Below are 18,376 nucleotides of genomic sequence, written 5' to 3'. Positions count from 1 at the left end.
CAGGTAATGCCGCCGGTGGGAACGCGGCCGGGGGCACGGGCGCCACCGGGGGCAACGACACAGGCGGTGCCGCGGCCGGCGGTGCCGACGCGGGTGCCGGCAGGGGCGGTATGGGTGGCGGGATGACCCAGTACGACCTCTCCGCCGACAAGCCGGAGGAACTCCCCCTGCTCATCGAGATCGACGCATACGTCGAGGGCCGCGCTTACCAGGGCGAGCGGGAGATCTCGCTGCGCCCGGGAGCCGACGAGCAGGTGCCACTGAACGAGGCCCTGGCCCTGTCGCTGACGGACGGGAGCGGACAGACGGCCGAGCGGTACGGCTTCACCACCGTGTCCGTGAACAACGGTCCAGAGGTCACCCGGCTCATGGTCGAGAACCCCGACACCGAGTACGCCGAGGCCGTCGACGGCAACGGGGTGCTCTACAAGGCGCGGGCGGGCGGCACCTTCGCCTACAAGGGCGACGACCCCTCCGACTACGACACGTCCTTCCGCCAGCTCAACAAGGTCGGAAGCCAGGACCTCTCACCCGTCATGAAGTTCATCAAGTGGGTGGACGAGGCGTCGGACGAGGAGTTCGCCGCGGACCTCGACAAGCACGTCGACGTGGAGTCGTTCGCCAAGTACGTCGCCACCCAGAACCTGCTGATGAACTTCGACGACATGGCGGGGCCCGGCAAGAACTACCTGCTCTGGTACGACCTGGACACCAAGAAGTTCTCCGTCCTCGGATGGGACTACAACCTCACCTTCAGCGGGGACGCCGAGGCGGGGCCCGACGACGAGATGAGCATGGGCGGCGGCCGCCCCGGAGGCGCGGCCGGCGACACGGCCGGCCAGGGCGCCGACGGGCAGGGCACCGCCGGCCAGGGAGCGGGCGGCCAGGAGGGCGGGCCGGCGCAGGGCATACCCGAACTGCCGGAAGGCATGGAGCCCCCCGAAGGCATGGAGCTGCCGGAAGGCATGGAGCTGCCGGAAGGCGGCGGCATGCCCGGCGGCGGAGAGGGCGGCGGCCCCGGTGGCGCGGGCGGTTCCATGGGAGGTCACGCCCTCAAGGAGCGCTTCCTGGAGCTGGACGCCTTCGACAGCGTCTACAAGAAGGCGTACAGCGAGCTGTACGAGACGTACTTCGGCTCGGGTGCGGCGGCCAAGGCGCTGGACAGCATCTCCGGCCAGGCCGAGAAGGCCGGTGTCGACGCGGCCGACCTGAAGAAGGCCGTGGCCACGCTGCGTACGACCGTCACCTCGCGCACCGAGGCACTGGCGAAGAACAAGGAGGTGACCGGCTGACCGCCGGTGCCCCGGACCTGGATTCCCCCGATCCGGTCCGGGGCGCCGGTACGCCCGCGTATCCGCAGGCCGCCCCCGTGTGCCCCCGTACGGTGGACACCGCGCCCGCACCACCCGCCCCACCCGAGGTGAACTCCGCCGTGATGGCCGCATCAGCCCGGCACACCGTTCTGGTCGTCGAGGACGACCCGAGCATCCGCACCCTGCTCACCTCCGCCCTGCACGCCGCCGGCTACGCCGTCGTGTCGGCGGGGACCGGGCAGGACGCCCTGGCCGGTACGGAGCGCAGCGGCCCGGACCTGATCGTGCTGGACGTGATGCTGCCCGACACCGACGGCTTCACGGTGACGCGTGAGCTGCGCGCCCGGGGCATCTACACCCCGGTCCTCTTCCTCACCGCACGCACCGAGGTCGAGGACCGCATCATCGGCCTCAGCTCGGGCGGCGACGACTACGTCACCAAGCCCTTCCACGTCCAGGAGATCCTGCTGCGGATCCGCGCCATCCTCCGCCGCAGCGCCGGACTGCACGCACCGGCGCCGCCGCCCGGCGAGCGCCCGCTCCTGCGCTACGCCGACCTCACCCTCGACGAGGAGGCGCACGAGGTGCACCGCGGCGGACAGCGGGTCCCGCTGTCCCCGACGGAGTTCCGGCTGCTGGCCTGCCTCATGGCACAGCCCGAGAAGGTGCTGGAGAAGCAGCAGATCCTGCAGAGGGTCTGGCACTACGACTTCGCCGGCGACACCCGCATCGTCGACACGTACATCAAGAACCTGCGCCGCAAGATCGACCGCGCCGAGCCGCTGCTCATCCACACCGTGCGGGGCGTCGGCTACTGTCTGCGCCTGCCACGGGACCACACCCGGTGAGAGGGATACCGAGGCGCCTGCGCCCCCGCTCCCTGCGCACCCGGCTGGTGCTGATCGCCACGGTCCTCGCCACCGCGGCGGTCCTGGTGAGCCAGGCCACCGGGCTGACCCTCATGCGCTCCTGGCTCATCGGGCAGGTCGACGACCGGCTCACCGACTTCCGTCCGCCCTCGCCCGTCTACCGGGACATCGCCGACGGCACCGCGCCCGCCCACCGGCCGCCCCCGCACGAGACCCTGCCCTCCGACTTCCGGGTCTACTTCTACGATGCCGAGGGCCGTCTGCTGCCCCACTCGCTGGGCAGCGGCCACGGCGAACCCCGCCTGGCCGGGACCATCACCGCCCGCGACCCCGTCGACGGACACCCCGCCACGGTGCCCGCCCGGGACGGCGACGGCAGCTGGCGCGTGGTCGCCGACTCCGGACCCGAGGGCATGCGCGCCGTCGTCGCCCTGCCCCTGGACAGCGTGCAGGACGCGACGTCCCGGCTGCTCTGGTTCAGCCTGGCCATCGGCGCGGTCGCCGCGACCGGGGTGATGCTGCTGGGCAGCGCCGCCGTGCGCCTCGGCCTGCGGCCGCTGACCCGCGTCGAGCACACCGCCCGGAGCATCACCGGCGGCGAGCTGGAACAGAACGTCAGCGACACCAGCCCCGACACCGAGGTCGGCCGTCTCGGCATCGCCTTCAACAGCATGCTCGACCAGCTCCGCGCGGCCCTGCACCGCAAGGACAGGACCGAGCGCCGACTGCGCCGCTTCATGGCGGACGCCGGACACGAGCTGCGCACGCCCCTGACCTCCCTCCAGGGCTTCGCCGAACTCCTGCTGGACGACCCGGACATGGCCCCGGCCCGCCGGCGCGAGGCCCACGAGCTCATCGCGCAGAACGCGGACCGGATGAGCCGGCTGGTCGACAGCCTCTTCCTGCTGGCCAAGCTCGGCGACGCCCCCACCACCGAGCACGGACCCGTCGACCTGTTGTCGCTGGCCGCCGACGGCATCGCCGCCTCGGCCGTACGGCACCCCGACCGGCGCATCACCCTTGCCCCCCTCGGCCCGGGAGAGCTCGACGTGGTGGAGGGCTCCGGCGCCCCCCATCAGCTCGCCCAGGTGCTCGCCAACCTCCTGGACAACGCCTGCACCCACACCCCGCCCGGCACCCGGCTCCAGGTGCGCGTCGGGAGCCTGCGCGCCGGCCCCCGTACCGGAGGCGCCGACCGTCCCGGTCGTACGAGCACCAATCCGCCCCTGCCCGCCGGCACCCCGGCCCACGCCATCGAGGTCGTCGACGACGGTCCCGGTCTGACGCCGGAGGAGGCGCGTCAGGTCTTCGACCGCTTCTACCGGGCGCCGTCCGCCTCCGGCACCCCCCGGACCGGCGGCTCCGGCCTCGGTCTCGCCATCGCCTCGACGATCGCCGAGGCCCACGGCGGACGGCTGGAACTCGACACCGCCCCCGGCGAAGGCTGCACCTTCCGGCTGCTCCTCCCGGCCGGACACCCCTGAGCACGGGGCGGCCGGAGGGCGGACCCACGTGGCCTCAGGCCCACGCGGCGTACCGCACGAAGAGCGCCCACCCGGCGGGGCCTCAGTGCTGGATCAGGCCGCCGACCGGCACGGGAGCGACGTGGCCCGTCGGCGGGGCGGTCCGTGCCAGGGCGAGGCCGATGTCGACGAGCGAGGACCGGCCGGCGCGGGCGACCTCGGGGATCGGGGTGAAGACCGACTCGGTGGTCTCCCCGTTCGGCTCGGGCCGGAGCCGGCCGCCCGTGACGCGGACGCGGTAGAAGACCCCGACGTTATGGAGTGCGGGCCGGCCGGGAAGACGTCGTTCGGCCGCCGGGACCACCCGTGAGTCCACGCCCAGCAGGCATTCGACGACCGCCTCCAGGCCGGTCTCCTCGGCGACCTCCCGGAGCACCGCGTCGAACGGATCCTCCCCGTGCTCGACCCTGCCGCCCGGAAGAGTCCAGTTGGGCTCGCCCTCCGGCGGTACATGACGGGCGAGCAGCACCCGCCCGTCCTCGATGCACACGGCGTACGCGGCCAGTCGCAGATCCATGTCCGGAGGCTATGCCGCCCCGGCCCCGTCGCGCCGTGCTGGTCGCGCCGTCGATCGCCTCCAGGACGGTGCGGCGCCGGGAATCAGCCCCGCGTTCCGCGCGTTGAACGGGCGGCGGAGGCTCCCTCCGCAATCGGTCACAGCAGAGCTGGAGAACAGAAGAGTCATGCGCGTCGAGATATGGAGCGACATCGCCTGCCCGTGGTGCTACGTCGGGAAGGCCCGCTTCGAGAAGGGGCTGGCCGGCTTCGCCCACCGGGACGAGGTCGAGGTGGTCCACCGTTCCTTCGAGCTCGACCCGGGGCGGGCCAAGGGCGACACCGAGCTGGTGATCGACATGCTGGCCAAAAAGTACGGGCGCAGCCCCGAGGAGGCGCGGGCCATGGAGGGCAACGTCGCCGCGAACGCGCGGGCCGAGGGGCTCGGCTACCGCACCGAGGGCCGTGACCACGGCAACACCTTCGACATCCACCGGCTGCTCCATCTCGCCAAGGCGCGCGGGCTCCAGGACGAGCTGCTGTCGCTGGTCTACCGCGCCAATTTCGCCGAGGAGCGCTCGGTCTTCGACGAGGCCGTGCTGGCCGACCTGGCCGTCGAGGCGGGGCTCGACGCCGACGAGGCGCGTGCGGTGCTGGCCGACCCCCGGGCGTACGCCGACGACGTACGGGCCGACGAGCGCGAGGCGGCCGAGCTGGGCGCCAACGCCGTGCCGTTCTTCGTGCTCGACCGGCGGTACGGCATCTCCGGCGGGCAGCCCGCGGAGGTGTTCGTCCAGGCGCTGGAGCAGGCGTGGAAGGACCGCGTGGTCCCCGGCCTCACCCAGGTCGGCGGGGACGCCGCGGCCTGCGACGCGGACGGGGCCTGCGAAGTGCCCCAGACCGACGCGTCCGACCAGCGCGTATAAGGACCCCTTTGACGCGCCGCCCAAATTTACGTCGTTGACGTGAGGTTGGGCGGCCGTCAGGCTGTCCCGCATGGAGACTTCTGCGATCGACCGGGCCAGGGCCACCGAATTCGCCTCCGAGACCACCTATCTCAATACCTCCAGCTGCGGGCTGCTGCCCCGTCGCGCCGTCGAGGCCGTCAGGGCGCTGGCCGCCGACAGCGCCGTGGGCGTCCGGGGCGGGGTGGGCAGCTTCGAGTCCGTGGACGCCGCCCGCGCCGGCTTCGCCCGGCTCGCGGGGGTCGCGCCCGCACGGGTGGCGGTCGGCGGTTCCGTCGCCGCCCATGTGGGGCTCGTCGCCGCCTCCCTCCCCGCCGGTGCCGAAGTCCTCGCGCCGGAGGGGGAGTTCAGCTCCGTCGTCAGCCCCTTCGCCGTACGCGGTGATCTGCGCATGCGGTACGTGCTGCTGGCCGGGCTGGCCGAGGCCGTGCGGCCCGGGACCGCGCTCGTCGCCTTCTCGGCCGTCCAGTCCGCCGACGGGCGGGTCGCCGACCTGGACGCGATCCGTGCGGCGGCGGCCGCGCACGGGGCCCGCACGATGCTCGACGCCAGCCAGTCGGCCGGATGGCGGCCGCTGGACGCCGGGGCCTACGACTACACGGTCACCGGCGGGTACAAGTTCCTGATGTGTCCCCGGGGCACCTCGTTCCTGACCGTCACCGAGGAGGCCCAGGAGACCCTGCCGGCGCTCTACGCGGGCTGGGTCGCCGCCGAGGACCGCTGGAACAGCACCTACGGGCCGGTCGAGAAGCTCGCCGCCGACGCCCGGCGCTTCGACGAACCGGTCGCCTTCCTCGCCTACCACGGGGCCGAGCAGTCGCTCGACGTCCTGGCCGAGGTCGGGGTGGACGCCGTGTACGCCCATGCCACCGGGCTCGCCGCCCGCTTCCGGGACGGGCTGGTGTCACTCGGGCACGAACCGGTGGGCGGCACCTCCGCGATCGTCGCCGTGCCCGGCCTGGGCAGCCGGGAGCCCGACCTGGCGGCTGCCGGGGTGATGGTCTCCGCCCGCGCGGGGAATCTGCGGGCGGCCTTCCACCTCTACAACACCGACGCCGACGTCGACCGCGCCCTGGAGGTGCTGTCCGGCTGAGCCCGGCTCCCCGCTACGGCGCCGGGCACTCCCCGGCCTCGTGGCAGAGGTTCTCCTCCACCTTGGCGAGCAGCCGGGCCAGCTCCGCGCGCTCGGCGGGCTCCAGCCCCGCCAGGGTGTGCTCCTCCAGGCCCGACCAGGCCCCGCGCACCTCGGCGTGCAGGGCGCAGCTCTCCTCCGTCGCCTCGACCAGGACCGCCCGCCGGTCGTCCGGGTCGGGGCGACGGCGTACGTGCCCGGCCTGTTCGAGGCGCTGGAGCATCTTGGTGACGGTGGACGGGTCGAGGTCCATGGCCTTGATCAGCTCGGCCTGCCGGACCGCCCCGGTGTCCCACAGGTGCATCATCAGGAACTCCTGCCCCGGGTAGAGCCCGAGCCCCTTGAGCAGCCGGCCGGCCGTGATCCTGTGCAGCCTGGCCACCCGCGAGACGGCATGGCTGACCGGGCCGTCGAGGGCGGCGCTGGGCAGCGCCCCGGGGCAGGCGGGGTCGGCGGAGGTGGCGCTTTCGGCCTTCATCGGGACTCCTCGGTGCGGTGCCGCGTCCCGGTCCGGGACCGGGGTTCATGACGTCCTCATGAACTTTAGCTTGGTCGGCCAATTAATAGGTTACAGTGACCGGGCACTGATTACTTGGCCGACCATGTAAATGCCTCGGAGGCTTTCATGACCACCGTGTTCGATCCCGTAGATCTCTCCGGTACGCAGCTCTCCAACCGCATCGCCCTCGCGCCGATGACCCGCAGCCGGGCCGGCGAAGGCGGCACGGCCACCGGCCTCACCGTCGACTACTACACCCAGCGCGCCTCGGCCGGGCTCCTCATCACCGAGGGCATCCAGCCCTCCGTGGTGGGCCAGGGATACCCCTCCACCCCCGGGCTGCACAGTGCCGAGCAGGTCGCCTCCTGGCGCGAGGTCACCGACTCCGTCCACGCGGCGGGCGGCCGGATCTTCGCCCAGATCATGCACGCGGGCCGGATCGGCCACCCCGTCCTGCTGCCGGACGGACTGATCCCGGTGGCGCCGTCCCCGGTCGCGGCGCCCGGCCAGGTCTACACCCACGTGGGGCCGAAGGACTTCGTGGAGCCGCACGAGCTCACCGACGAGGAGATCCGCGCGACCATCGGCGACTTCGCCACGGCCTCCCGCAACGCGATCGACGCGGGCTTCGACGGCGTCGAGCTGCACGGCGCCAACGGCTACCTGATCCAGCAGTTCCTGGCCCCCAACACCAACCTGCGCACCGACGCGTGGGGCGGCCCGGACACGGCCCGCATCCGCTTCGCCGTCGAGGTGGTCAAGGCGGTCGTCGCCGAGATCGGCGCCGAGCGGACCGCGATCCGCATCTCGCCCGGGAACCCCTACAACGGCATCGAGGAGCCCGAGCCGGACGCCGTCTACACGGCGCTCGTCGCCGAGCTGGAGCCGCTCGGACTGGCGTACCTGCACGTGCTGGAGCAGGCGGACGGCCGGGAACTGACGCTCGCGCTGCGCAAGCAGTTCACCGGGACCCTCGTCATCAACGTGTTCTCCGAGGGGCCGACGGGACCCGAGCACCACACGGTCATCGACGACGGGATCGCCGACATCATCTCGTACGGCGCCCTGTTCCTCGCCAACCCGGACCTGCCGGCCCGTCTGAAGGCCGGCGGCCCCTTCAACACCCCGGACCCGAAGACCTTCTTCGGCGGCGGCGCGGAGGGCTACACCGACTACCCGGCGCTGGACGCCGTCTGACACGGACGCGCCCCCGGGGGGCCTGACCCGGAAGCCTGAAGCCGCGCGGACCCTCGTGGCAGACTTCCGCCGTGAGCGACGACACGAAGCACGGCATACGGATCAGGCCGGGCGGCCCGGCCGACGCACCGGCCATCCTGGACATGCTCGACTCCGCGGTGGCCTGGATGAACGCCCGCGGCAACACCGAACAGTGGGGCACCGTCCCCTATTCGCAGACGTCCGGCGGCCCGGCCCGGGTCGAGGGGTACACCACGGTGAACTCGCCGTTCGTCGCGGAGCTGGACGGTGTGCCCGCCGGGGCGCTGGTGCTCGACTCAGGCCCCAATCCGCGGATGCCGATCCCGGCCGCGGGGGAACCCGAGCTGTACGTACGCCTGCTGGTCTCCGACCGGCGGCACGCGGGCCTGGGCATCGGGTCGGCTCTGCTGGCCCACGCCGTGCGGGAGACCCGGCGGGCCGGGGTGGACCTGCTGCGGGTCGACTGCTGGGCGGGCGGCGGGGGCGAGCTCGTCGCGTACTACGAGCGCAACGGCTTCGTCCCCACGGACCGCTTCCTGGTCGGGACCTGGCCGGGGCAGGTGCTGGCCCGGCGCGTCGGCTGAGCGCCGGGCCGGCAGGGCCCCTCCGCCGAGCCCCTACGCCGAGTCCCTGCGCACCAGTTCGGTGGGGAGGATGACCGCCGCCGGGTCCTCCCCGCCGATCTGCGCCAGCAGCACCCGTACCATCTCGGCGCTGATCCGGTCCCACGGCTGGCGGACCGTCGTCAGCTCCGGGCGCGCCGCCAGCGCCGCGGGGGAGTCGTCGAAGCCGCCGACCGCGATGTCCTGCGGCACCCGCCGGCCCGCCCGCTCCAGGGTGCTCAGCACGCCCTGCGCCATCAGGTCCGACGCGACGAAGACGGCGTCCACATCGGGCGCCCGCTCCAGCAGCAGCGCGGCCGCCGCCTCACCGCCCGCCCGGCTGTAGTCGCCCGGCACGATCAGCGCCTCGTCGACCGGCAGCCCGCATTCGGCGAGCGTCTCGCGGTAACCGGCCAGCCGGTCCACCCCGCCCGGGGTGTCCAGCGGACCGGTGACCGTGGCGATCCGGCGGCGCCCCGCCCCGTACAGGTAACGCACCATGTCCCGGGCGCCGTGCCGGTCGTCGGCCGCCACATAGCTGACCCGCGACCCCTGCCCGAGCGGCTTTCCGCAGGCCACCAGCGGCACCCCGGCCTCGTGCAGCTGGGCCGCCACCGGGTCACCGGAGTGACTGGAGACCAGCAGCACCCCGTCCACGTGCCCGGCGATGTACCGCATGTTGCGGCGGCGCTCCGCCTCCGTGCCCGCGATCATCAGCAGCAGCGGGATGTCGTGCGCGGCGAGCGCGGTGGTGCAGCCCCGCAGCAGCACATTGAAGTTCGGGTCCTCGAAGAAACGCTCCTGGGGCTCGGTCAGCAGGAACGCCACCGAGTCGGAACGCCCGGTGATCAGGGATCTGGCATGCCGGTTCACGGTGTAGCCGGTCCGCCGGATGGCGGACTGAACCGCGTCCAGCGCGGCCGGGCTGACGTTGTGACCGCCGTTGAGCACCCGGGAGACGGTGCCCCGGGAGACACCGGCCTCCCGGGCGACGTCGTGGATCGTCGGCGGCCGGCGGCGTCCCGTGCCGTTCTGTTCTGTGCGGCTCATGGTGCTGATCTTTCATGAAGAGATGCCCTGTTGAGGAGCTGTCAGGACTTTACGGCGCCGGAGAGCAGGTCGAGGCTCCAGAACCGCTGGATCACCAGGAACAGGGCGATGAGCGGGATGATCGCCAGCAGCGCGCCGGTGATGACCAGCGTGTAGAGCGCCGGGGTGGTCGCGCCCTGCTGGAGCAGCGTGTAGAGCCCCAGGGTCACCGGGAACTTCTCGTCGTCGCCGAGCATGATGTAGGGGAGCAGGAAGTTGTTCCAGACCGCCACGAACTGGAACAGGAACACGGTCACCAGCCCCGGCAGCATCATCGGCAGCGCGATGGTCCGGAAAATCCGCCACTCCCCGCCGCCGTCCATCCGCCCCGCCTCGATCACATCGGCCGGCACGGCGGCCGCCGCGTAGATCCGGGCGAGGTAGACACCGTACGGGGAGAGGATCAGCGGCAGCAGCACCGACAGGTAGGAGTCGGTCATGTCGGCCTCGGCCAGCAGCAGGTACTGCGGCACGGCCAGGATCACCGGAGGCATCAGCACCCCGGCGAGCAGGATGTTGAAGACGGTCTCCTTGCCGCGGAAGCGGTACACGGCCAGCGCGTACCCCGAGACCGCGGACACCGCCGTGGAGAGCAGCGCGCCCGCCCCGGCGTAGAAGGCCGAGTTGGCCATCCACTTCCAGTACACCCCGTCGCGGTACTCCGTGAGGTCGGCGACGTTGTCGGCGAACCCGGAGCCGGGCAGGAAGGTGAAGGTGGAGAACAGCTCGCTGCCGGACTTCGTCGAGGCGACCAGCACCCAGGCGACGGGCAGCAGGCAGTACACCGCGCCGAGCAGCAGCGCGGCCGTGGGGACGAGGGGGAGGCGCCGGCGGCCGGGGGTGGCGAGGGGCGGAGTGCTCATCGGGAGTCTCCCTGCTTCGTACGGGAGTTGGCCGCCCTGAGGAAGCCGAAGGACAGGGCGAGGGTGGCCAGGGCGATGATGACCGCCTGGGCGGCCGCCGCGTGGATGTCGTTGTTGACGAAGGCGTCCTGGTAGACCTTCATCAGCGGACTCCAGGTGGTGGAGAGCGAGTTGGTGAGCGGCTTCAGCGTGGTGGGCTCGCTGAAGACCTGGAGCGTCGCGATGATCGAGAAGAAGAAGGTCAGGATCAGCGAGGGCGCCACCATCGGGATCTTGATCCGCAGCGCGATCTGGAGCTGCGAGCAGCCGTCGATCCGCGCCGCCTCGAAGATCTCGGCCGGGATCGCCCGCAGCGACGTGTAGATCACGATCATGTTGAAGCCGGTGCCGCCCCACACCGCGATGTTGGCCAGCGAGAGGTACAGCGGCCCGCCGTCCAGCAGATCGGGCTGCGGGAGCCCCATCGCGTCGAGTACGTACAGGAAGGGGCTGACCTCGGGAAGGTAGAGGAAGCCCCACATCAGTGCGGCGATGACGCCCGGGATCGCGTACGGCAGGAAGATCGCCAGCCTGCTGAAGCCGCGCGCCCGGAGCCCGTCGGTGTCCAGCAGCAGGGCGAAGAGCAGGGCGAGGCCCAGCATCACCGGGACGACGATCGCGCCGTAGCCGAGGATGCGCAGCGCCCCGTGCAGCAGCTCCGGGTCGGAGAGCGCGTCGGTGTAGTTGGCCAGGCCCGCCCAGATCTCGTCGCGGGCGCCCTTGCCGAGGCCGAGCCCCTTGACCTCGGTCCTGCGGAAGCTGAGGTACACGGCGTAGCCGATGGGCAGGGCGAAGAAGAGCAGGAAGAGGACGGTGGCGGGGACCAGGAAGGCGTACGGGGCGCTCTTGACCCCGTACGCCCTCCTGCGGGGTGCGCGTGTCACTCCGAGACTCCGAAGCCCTGCTTCTTCAGGTCCGCGACGGTGGCGTCCTGCATGGCGGTCAGCGCGGGGCCGAAGTCCGACTTGCTCTTGGCGGCCTCGGCGAAGTTGTCCTTGAAGGCGCTGTACGCGACGTTGACGTTGGGGCCCCAGGCCGCCGGGGCGGTGCCCTGGGCGATCTTGGCGGCCTCGGTGTAGAAGCCGGGCTGGTTGGAGAAGTAGTCCGGCGCCTTCGCGAGCGCGCCACCGGTCTGGGCGGCGGTCGCGGCGGGGTGGATGCCGCTCTCCTCGACCAGCGCGGCGAGGGCCGCGGGGTCGGTGTTCAGCCACTTCGCGAAGGTCGCGGCGGCCTTCTTGTTCTTCGAGTCGTTGGTGACCGCCGTGGAGGAGCCGCCCCAGCTGCCCGTGACGTTCTCGCCGGCCTTCCACTGGGGGAGCGGGGCCATGGCCCACTTTCCCTTCGTCTCGGGAGCGGCGGTGGTCAGGGTGCCCGGTGCCCAGACGGCGCTGACCCAGGCGATCTGCTTGCCGGTGTTGAGCGCCTTGTTCCAGGCCGGGGTGTACATCGGCTGGTTGTCGATCGCCCCCTCCTTGACCAGGCCGCCCCAGAAGTCGGCGACCTTCCGCGTGGCCGGGTCGTCGATGGCGACCTTCCACTTGTCGCCGCCCGTGGTCCACCACTGCGCGCCGGCCTGCTGGGCGAGGCCCGCGAAGAGGCCCGAGTCGTTGGAGGAGAACGTGGTGAGGTCCTTGTCCGGCGCCTTCTCCTTCAGCGCGCGGGCGGTCTCCGCGAACTCGTCCCAGGTGGTGGGCACGGTCAGGCCGTACTTCTTGAAGAGGTCCTCGCGGTAGTAGAACATCAGCGGGCCGGAGTCCTGCGGCAGGGCGTAGAGGGCGTCCGAGCCGAGCGTCGTCTGCTGCCAGATTCCGTCGGCGAACCGGCTCTTCGCGTCGCCGGCCTCGTCGGATATGTCGGCGAGCACGTCGTTGGAGACCAGGGTGGGGAGTGCCTGGTACTCGGCCTGGACCAGGTCGGGGGCCTTGTGGGCCTTCGCCGCCGTGATGATCTTGGTGACCAGGTCGTCGCCGGACGCCTGCTTCTTCACCGTGACGGTGATGCCGGCCTCCTTGCCGGGGCCCTTGTTCCAGATGTCCGCGACCTTGTCCAGGCCGGGCGCCCACGCCCAGTAGGTCAGCGAGGCGGGCTCGGAGGCGGCCGGCTCGTCGCCGCCGTCGTCCGAACCGCACCCCGAGAGCAGGGCGGTGGCGGCGAGAGCTGCGGCGGTGGACACCGCGACGGTGCGGTATTTCATGGTTTCTCCCCTGACGAGACGAACAGACGCATCGGCGGACCGGCCGGAAAGGCGCTGTGAGCGTTCACAGTAGAGAAACGAAACCGACACTTGTCAATGGTTGTTGCTGTGCGGTTATGTTGGCCCTGCGCCGCCGAGAGTGTGTGTGCACGTTCCCAGAAGTTGCCCCGAAGAGCCAGGAGCTGTCCATGCCGCACTCAGAATCCGCGCCCTACCCGGCCGGCCTGCACAAGCTGGCCTTCGGCGGCGACTACAACCCCGAGCAGTGGCCCGAAGAGGTCTGGCACGAGGACGTACGCCTGATGCGGGAGGCCGGCGTGACCATGGTCAGCGTCGGGATCTTCTCCTGGGCGCTGCTGGAACCCGAGCCGGGCGCCCATGACTTCGGCTGGCTCGACCGGCTCCTGGACCTGCTGCACGTCAACGGCATCCGCGCCGACCTCGGCACCCCCACGGTCGCCCCGCCGGCCTGGTTCTACCGCGCCCACCCCGAAGCCCTGCCGGTCACCCGGGACGGGGCCCGCCTCGCCTTCGGATCGCGCGGCGCCATCTGTCACAGCTCGCCCGCCTACCGCGCGGCGGCGGCGGACATCACCGAACAGCTCGCCCGCCGTTACGCGAACCACCCCGCCCTCGCGATGTGGCACGTCCACAACGAGTACGGCGTCCCCGTCAGCGCCTGCTACTGCGACACCTGCGGCGCCCACTTCCGCCGCTGGCTCACCGCCCGCCACGGCTCCGTCGACGCGGTCAACGAGGCCTGGGGCACCGCCTTCTGGGGCCAGCGCTACCGCACCCTCGACGAGATCGACCCGCCCCGCACCACCCCGACCGTCGGCAACCCCGCCCAGCAGCTGGACTACGCCCGCTTCGCCGACGCCACCATGCGGGAGAACTTCACCGCCGAGCGCGACATCCTGCACCGGCTCGCCCCCGGCATCCCGGTCACCACCAACTTCATGACCGCCCTCAGCCAGTGCGAGTCGGTCGACTACTGGGCCTGGGGCCGCGAGGTCGACCTCGTCACCAACGACCACTACCTGATCACCGACGGCCGCCGCACCCACGTCAATCTCGCCATGGCCGCCGACCTCACCCGCTCGGTCGCGGGCGGCGCGCCCTGGCTGCTCCTGGAGCACTCCACCAGCGGCGTCAACTGGCAGCCGCGCAACCCCGCCAAGCGCCCCGGCGAGATGGCCCGCAACAGCCTGGCCCACGTCGCCCGGGGCTCCGAGGGAGCCATGTTCTTCCAGTGGCGGCAGTCCCGGCGCGGCGCCGAGAAGTTCCACTCCGCGATGGTCCCGCACGCCGGCACCGACTCACGCATCTGGCGCGAGGTGAGCGCGCTGGGCGCCGGACTCGGCCTGCTGGAGGGCATCCGCTCCACCCGGACCGTCGCCGACGTGGCGATGCTCTGGGACTGGGAGTCCTGGTGGGCGCAGCGCCTGGAGTGGCGCCCGAGCGAGGACCACGACGCCCGCGAGCGCGCCGACACCTTCTACGCCTCGCTCTACGACCGCCACCTCACCGTCGACTTCGCCCACCCCGACGCCGACCTCTCCGGCTACCCCCTGGTCGTCGTCCCCGCCCTCTACCTCACCACCGAGGAGAGCGGCCGCAACCTCCGCCGGTACGTCGAGAACGGCGGCACCCTCGTCGTCTCGTACTTCTCCGGCATCGTCGACGCCGACGACGCGGTGCACCCCGGGCCCTACCCGGGCGCGTTCCGGGACGTCCTCGGGCTGACCGTCGAGGAGTTCTCCCCGCTCGGTGAGGGCGGCACCGTCCGGCTGACCACCCCCGAGGGCGCCCCCGAAGGCCCGGAGCTCACCGGTGACCTCTGGTCGGACGTGGTGATCCCGCGCGGCGCCGAGACCGTCTGGTCGTACGCCGACGGCATCCCGGCCGGCCGCCCCGCCGTCACCCGCAACCGGCTCGGCGAGGGCACCGCCTGGTACCTCTCCACCCGGCTCTCCGGCGCCGACCTGGCCGCCGTCCTGGACCGGGCCGCCGCCGACGCCGGCATCGAGCCCCGCACCGGTCTGCCGTACGACGTCGAGGTGGTCCGCCGGACCGGCGACACCGGCAGCTACCTCTTCGTGATCAATCACTCCGACACCGACGCCGACGTGGCACTGGACGCCCACGGCACCGAACTCCTCACCGGCGGGCCCGCCGTGGACAAGCTCGCCGTTCCGGCGGGTGCGGTCCGCGTCGTACGGCTCGGCGGCTGAGGCGCCCGCACGTTCCCCGCACCACCCTGTCGAAGGGACATCGACGATGTACGGAACGACGCACACCCGCGCGAGAGCGGCAGGGGCGGTGGCCGCACTGTCCGGCCTCGTCCTCGCCGCGCTCCCCGCCCAGGCCGCCCACGCGGCCACCGCCCCCGTCAACACCGGCTTCGAGTCGGGCGCCACCGGATGGTCGACGTACTCCGCCGGAGGACAGAACGCCGCCTCCTTCACCGAGGCGGGCGGCCACGGCGGCAGCACCCGGCTCAGCCACTGGTCGGCCTCGGCGTACAAGGTCGAGACCTACCAGTACCTGAGCGGCCTCACCGACGGCACGTACACCCTGAGCGCCTGGGTCCGCTCCGGCGGCGGCCAGAACGCCGCCTACATCGCCCTGCGCAACTGCGGCGGCGCCGAGCAGCGCACCGACCTGCCGCCGACCGCGAACGGCGACTGGGTGCGGCTCGTCACCTCCGTCAGGGTGACCGGCGGGGACTGCACGATCAGCCTCAACTCCGACGCGCACGCGGGGGAGTGGGCCAACTTCGACGACATCGCCTTCACCCCCGGGTCCACCGGGCTGAGCGTCAGGGGCGGTGACCTCTCCACCCTCCCGAAGAACGAGGCGCACGGCGCGACGTACAGCGACGCGAGCGGCAGGGCCGGGGACGCCATGACCATCCTCAAGGGCTCCGGGATGAACTACGTACGCCTCAAGGTGTGGGTGAACCCGGCCGACGGCTACAACGACAAGGCCCATGTCCTCGCCATGGCCAAGCGCGCCAAGGCGCTCGGCATGAAGACGCTCGTCGACTTCCACTACTCCGACGCCTGGGCCGACCCAGGCAAGCAGAACAAGCCCGCCGCCTGGGCCGGGCACGGCTACAGCGCGCTCCGTACGGACGTCTACAACCACACGTACGACGTGCTGAACGCGCTGAAGGCCCAGGGCACCACCGCCGACATGGTGCAGATCGGCAACGAGATCAACGGCGGGATGCTCTGGCCGGAGGGCTCGACGAGCAACTGGTCACAGCTCGCCGGCCTCCTCACCTCCGGGGCGAACGCGGCGAAGGCGGTCTCCTCCACGACGAAGGTGGCTCTGCACCTCGCCGAGGGCGGCGACAACGCGGGCACCCGCTGGTGGTTCGACAACGCGGTGGCGCAGAAGGTGCCCTTCGACGTCATCGCCCTCTCGTACTACGCCTACTGGCACGGCTCACTGGCCGAGCTCCAGACCAACCTGGACGACGCCGCCTCGCGCTACGGCAAGCCGGTCATGGTCGCGGAGACGGCGTACGCCCATACGCTCGCGAACGACGACGGCCTGGAGAACAACGTGGCCACCGCGAGCCAGCTGGTCACCGGCTACCCGGCGACCCCGGCCGGCCAGGCGGCGAACCTCCGCGACGTCATGAACGTCGTGGAGGCCGTGCCGAACGGCCGGGGCCTGGGCGCCGTCTACTGGGAACCGGCCTGGACCGCCGTCACCGGCAGCGGCTGGGACCCGGCCGACCCGGCGTCGGGCAACGCATGGGAGAACCAGGCGGTGTTCGACCACGACGGCAGGCTGCTTCCCGGCGGCCGGCTGGTTCTCGCACCGGTAGGCCGGTAGGCCGGTTGGACCGGCGGGCCGGGAGCCGGTAGGACCGGCTGACCGGGAGCCGGTGGGCCGTACTTCTCAGACCGGAGGCGCGGCCTCGATGTTGGCCACCATCGTCCGGAGCACCTTGAGCGCGGCCACGTACTCCGCGTCGCTGATCCCCCGGTGGACCTCGGCGCGGAGACCGGTCACCAGCTCACGCAGCCGCGCCCGGGCGGCCTCCCCGCCGTCGGTGAGGGCGAACCGCTGCCCGTCCCGGCTGATCCATCCCCGGTGGAGCAGCTGGTCGACGGCCCTGGAGATGTCCTGCGGCCCGTCGGCCAGGGGCGTCAGCCCGGCGACCAGCTCCTCACGGGTGGGTGCGACGGGTCCGTGGCGCACCCGGTTGAGCACCCAGTACTGGGGCTGCGTGACGTCGACCCTGGCCAGGGCGTCCCGCAGATGCCGGGTGACGGCGGAGTGGGCCAGGCCGCTCCAGTACCCGACGGGCTGTGTGGCCAGGGCGTCGTCCGCCGCCGCTGGGTCCGCGGGCGCCTGATCGGTGAGGGTGGTGCTGGTCGGCTGCTCCATGGCCGTGACGCTACCGGCGCGCCCCGGCCGACGGCCCCGGAGGCACCGGAACCGGCCGGAACGCGGCCGGTTCCGGAGGTCCGGGGCCCCGGCGGCTCACCGCTCCAGCGGCGCGCCGTGCCACCTCCACGAGGTGACGCGGTCGCGCCCCGGCAGATCCGCGCGGCCGGTGGACCACAGCAGGACGGTCCACCGGTCCTCGTCGTCCGGGGCGCCGGGGAACAGCCGGGCCAGCACGCGGTCGCAGAGGTCCCGGGGCGGGGTCCAGGAGAGGGACAGCCCGGCGGCGACGTCATGGGTGTGGACCAGGGTCTCGACGATGCCCATCGCGGCGAAGCCCTCCGGGTCGGAGACGCCGTACGAGTGGTACGAACGGAGGTCGGGGGAGGCCGTCCGCACCATCGCGGTCAGCAGCGCGCCGCTCGCCTCCAGGGTCAGGAGCAGGCCGGCGGTCCCCGCCTCCGGGTTCGCGAAGACCGAGTTCGAGGGGCCGCCCTCGCGGTCCGGGGCCCAGCGGTAGGGGACCTCGGTCTCCAGGGAGGGCTTCCTCGGGCCGAGTTGGACGGCGTACGCGAAGAGGTCGTCGCTCAGGTGCTCCACGGTCTCCCAGCAGTCCCACGTCAACGACCCTGCGGGGATACGCCAGTCGTCCACCGGGGACGCCGTGAGGGTGTCGACCGCGAGCCGTACCGCCAGCGTCACGTCGTCGGCGGTGACCGGCAGCCGTGTGCCGGTCAGCGCCGCGCGCTCGGCGGCGCCGCACTCCACGCAGAACTCGTTGCCCTCCGGATCGGCCAGCGTCGCCCAGCCCCGGCCGTTCGGCTTGCGGTGGTCCGCGACCAGCGTGGCGCCCAGGGCGAGCAGCCGCTCGACCTCCTCGTCGCGGGAACGCCGCTCGGGGCGGATGTCCAGATGGATCCGGTTCTTGCCGCTCTTGGGTTCCGGCACCGTGATGAAGAGCAGTGCGGCGCCCGGCGCCTCCACGAGCGCCTCGGGATCGCCGGGCGCGTCGTCGTCGGAGACCGGCGAGCCGAGCACCTCGGCCCAGAAGAGGGCCAGTTCGTAGGCGTCGGCGCAGTCGATGGTGATGTGCTGTACGAGCGAAGTCATGGGCGCCACTGTCTCCGCTGATCCGTGCCGGGTCCAGCGAGTTGTACGGTCCGGTGGC

16 protein-coding genes and 1 pseudogene are annotated in these 18,376 nt (G+C 72.2%); 9 read left to right on the top strand and 8 right to left on the bottom strand.

Annotated elements, in window-relative coordinates:
* The 3 genes from JKV81_RS23195 to JKV81_RS23185 all read left to right on the top strand — a co-directional run.
* Nucleotides 1-1,292, top strand: a 1,292-nt coding sequence (locus tag JKV81_RS23195) for a CotH kinase family protein (protein ID WP_202077579.1), incomplete at its 5' end; no start/stop codon positions are given.
* Between the two features lie 143 nt (nucleotides 1,293-1,435).
* Complete coding sequence (locus JKV81_RS23190; protein WP_202077577.1) at nucleotides 1,436-2,161, top strand: response regulator transcription factor; 726 nt, start codon at nucleotides 1,436-1,438, stop codon at nucleotides 2,159-2,161.
* Nucleotides 2,158-3,666, top strand: coding sequence for an ATP-binding protein (locus JKV81_RS23185; protein WP_202077575.1), 1,509 nt, complete (start codon nucleotides 2,158-2,160; stop codon nucleotides 3,664-3,666). The genes JKV81_RS23190 and JKV81_RS23185 overlap by 4 nt, the downstream gene beginning before the upstream one ends.
* A gap of 82 nt (nucleotides 3,667-3,748) precedes the next feature.
* On the opposite strand, the gene JKV81_RS23180 is transcribed toward JKV81_RS23185, so the two are convergent.
* The gene (locus tag JKV81_RS23180) at nucleotides 3,749-4,222 is read right to left on the bottom strand and encodes an NUDIX hydrolase (protein WP_129261921.1); all 474 of its coding nucleotides are present in this window, start codon (nucleotides 4,220-4,222) and stop codon (nucleotides 3,749-3,751) included.
* Nucleotides 4,223-4,388: 166 nt separating this feature from the next.
* Between JKV81_RS23180 and JKV81_RS23175 the strand changes: the two genes are divergently transcribed.
* Both JKV81_RS23175 and JKV81_RS23170 read left to right on the top strand, forming a co-directional pair.
* Nucleotides 4,389-5,126: a DsbA family oxidoreductase gene (locus tag JKV81_RS23175; protein WP_202077573.1), complete on the top strand. Its 738-nt coding sequence runs from the start codon at nucleotides 4,389-4,391 to the stop codon at nucleotides 5,124-5,126.
* 70 nt (nucleotides 5,127-5,196) lie between these two features.
* Nucleotides 5,197-6,258, top strand: coding sequence for an aminotransferase class V-fold PLP-dependent enzyme (locus JKV81_RS23170; RefSeq protein WP_202077571.1), 1,062 nt, complete (start codon nucleotides 5,197-5,199; stop codon nucleotides 6,256-6,258).
* Nucleotides 6,259-6,271: 13 nt separating this feature from the next.
* Here JKV81_RS23170 and JKV81_RS23165 read toward each other — a convergent pair whose 3' ends face one another.
* Entirely contained in the window at nucleotides 6,272-6,775 is a 504-nt protein-coding gene (locus tag JKV81_RS23165) for a MarR family winged helix-turn-helix transcriptional regulator (protein ID WP_129261915.1), read from the bottom strand.
* A 147-nt stretch (nucleotides 6,776-6,922) separates the two neighbouring features.
* Here JKV81_RS23165 and JKV81_RS23160 point away from each other — a divergent pair, with 147 nt between their 5' ends.
* Nucleotides 6,923-7,993 carry an alkene reductase gene (locus tag JKV81_RS23160; protein ID WP_129261913.1) on the top strand — a complete coding sequence of 357 codons (1,071 nt, stop codon included), beginning with the start codon at nucleotides 6,923-6,925 and terminating at the stop codon, nucleotides 7,991-7,993.
* Between the two features lie 143 nt (nucleotides 7,994-8,136).
* Complete coding sequence (locus JKV81_RS23155; RefSeq protein WP_236057490.1) at nucleotides 8,137-8,598, top strand: GNAT family N-acetyltransferase; 462 nt, start codon at nucleotides 8,137-8,139, stop codon at nucleotides 8,596-8,598.
* Nucleotides 8,599-8,631: 33 nt separating this feature from the next.
* Here JKV81_RS23155 and JKV81_RS23150 read toward each other — a convergent pair whose 3' ends face one another.
* From JKV81_RS23150 to JKV81_RS23135, 4 genes are read right to left on the bottom strand one after another with little or no spacing between them, the layout of a single operon-like run.
* Nucleotides 8,632-9,666, bottom strand: a complete 1,035-nt coding sequence (locus JKV81_RS23150) for a LacI family DNA-binding transcriptional regulator (protein WP_129261911.1) — start codon at nucleotides 9,664-9,666, stop codon at nucleotides 8,632-8,634.
* Nucleotides 9,667-9,707: 41 nt separating this feature from the next.
* On the bottom strand, nucleotides 9,708-10,568 hold the full coding sequence (locus tag JKV81_RS23145) for a carbohydrate ABC transporter permease (protein WP_202077569.1): 861 nt from the start codon (nucleotides 10,566-10,568) through the stop codon (nucleotides 9,708-9,710).
* Nucleotides 10,565-11,491: a carbohydrate ABC transporter permease gene (locus JKV81_RS23140; RefSeq protein ID WP_202077567.1), complete on the bottom strand. Its 927-nt coding sequence runs from the start codon at nucleotides 11,489-11,491 to the stop codon at nucleotides 10,565-10,567. Before JKV81_RS23140 ends, JKV81_RS23145 begins: the two co-directional genes overlap by 4 nt.
* Entirely contained in the window at nucleotides 11,488-12,801 is a 1,314-nt protein-coding gene (locus tag JKV81_RS23135; protein ID WP_202077565.1) for an ABC transporter substrate-binding protein, read from the bottom strand. Before JKV81_RS23135 ends, JKV81_RS23140 begins: the two co-directional genes overlap by 4 nt.
* Nucleotides 12,802-12,989: 188 nt before the next feature.
* On the opposite strand from JKV81_RS23135, the gene JKV81_RS23130 reads away from it, so the two are divergent.
* On the top strand, nucleotides 12,990-15,035 hold the full coding sequence (locus JKV81_RS23130; protein ID WP_202077564.1) for a beta-galactosidase: 2,046 nt from the start codon (nucleotides 12,990-12,992) through the stop codon (nucleotides 15,033-15,035).
* A gap of 46 nt (nucleotides 15,036-15,081) precedes the next feature.
* Nucleotides 15,082-16,642: pseudogene (locus JKV81_RS23125) on the top strand (glycoside hydrolase family 53 protein).
* A gap of 74 nt (nucleotides 16,643-16,716) precedes the next feature.
* Here the strand turns inward: JKV81_RS23125 and JKV81_RS23120 are convergent.
* Both JKV81_RS23120 and JKV81_RS23115 read right to left on the bottom strand, forming a co-directional pair.
* Nucleotides 16,717-17,208, bottom strand: coding sequence for a MarR family winged helix-turn-helix transcriptional regulator (locus tag JKV81_RS23120; protein WP_202077560.1), 492 nt, complete (start codon nucleotides 17,206-17,208; stop codon nucleotides 16,717-16,719).
* Between the two features lie 96 nt (nucleotides 17,209-17,304).
* Entirely contained in the window at nucleotides 17,305-18,318 is a 1,014-nt protein-coding gene (locus tag JKV81_RS23115; RefSeq protein ID WP_202077558.1) for a VOC family protein, read from the bottom strand.
* Nucleotides 18,319-18,376: the final 58 nt, after the last annotated feature.

Source organism: Streptomyces silvae, from assembly GCF_016745505.1.
Lineage (GTDB): Bacteria > Actinomycetota > Actinomycetes > Streptomycetales > Streptomycetaceae > Streptomyces > Streptomyces silvae.
Note: the sequence above shows the minus strand (reverse complement) of the source record. Positions and strands in the feature narration are given on the sequence as shown.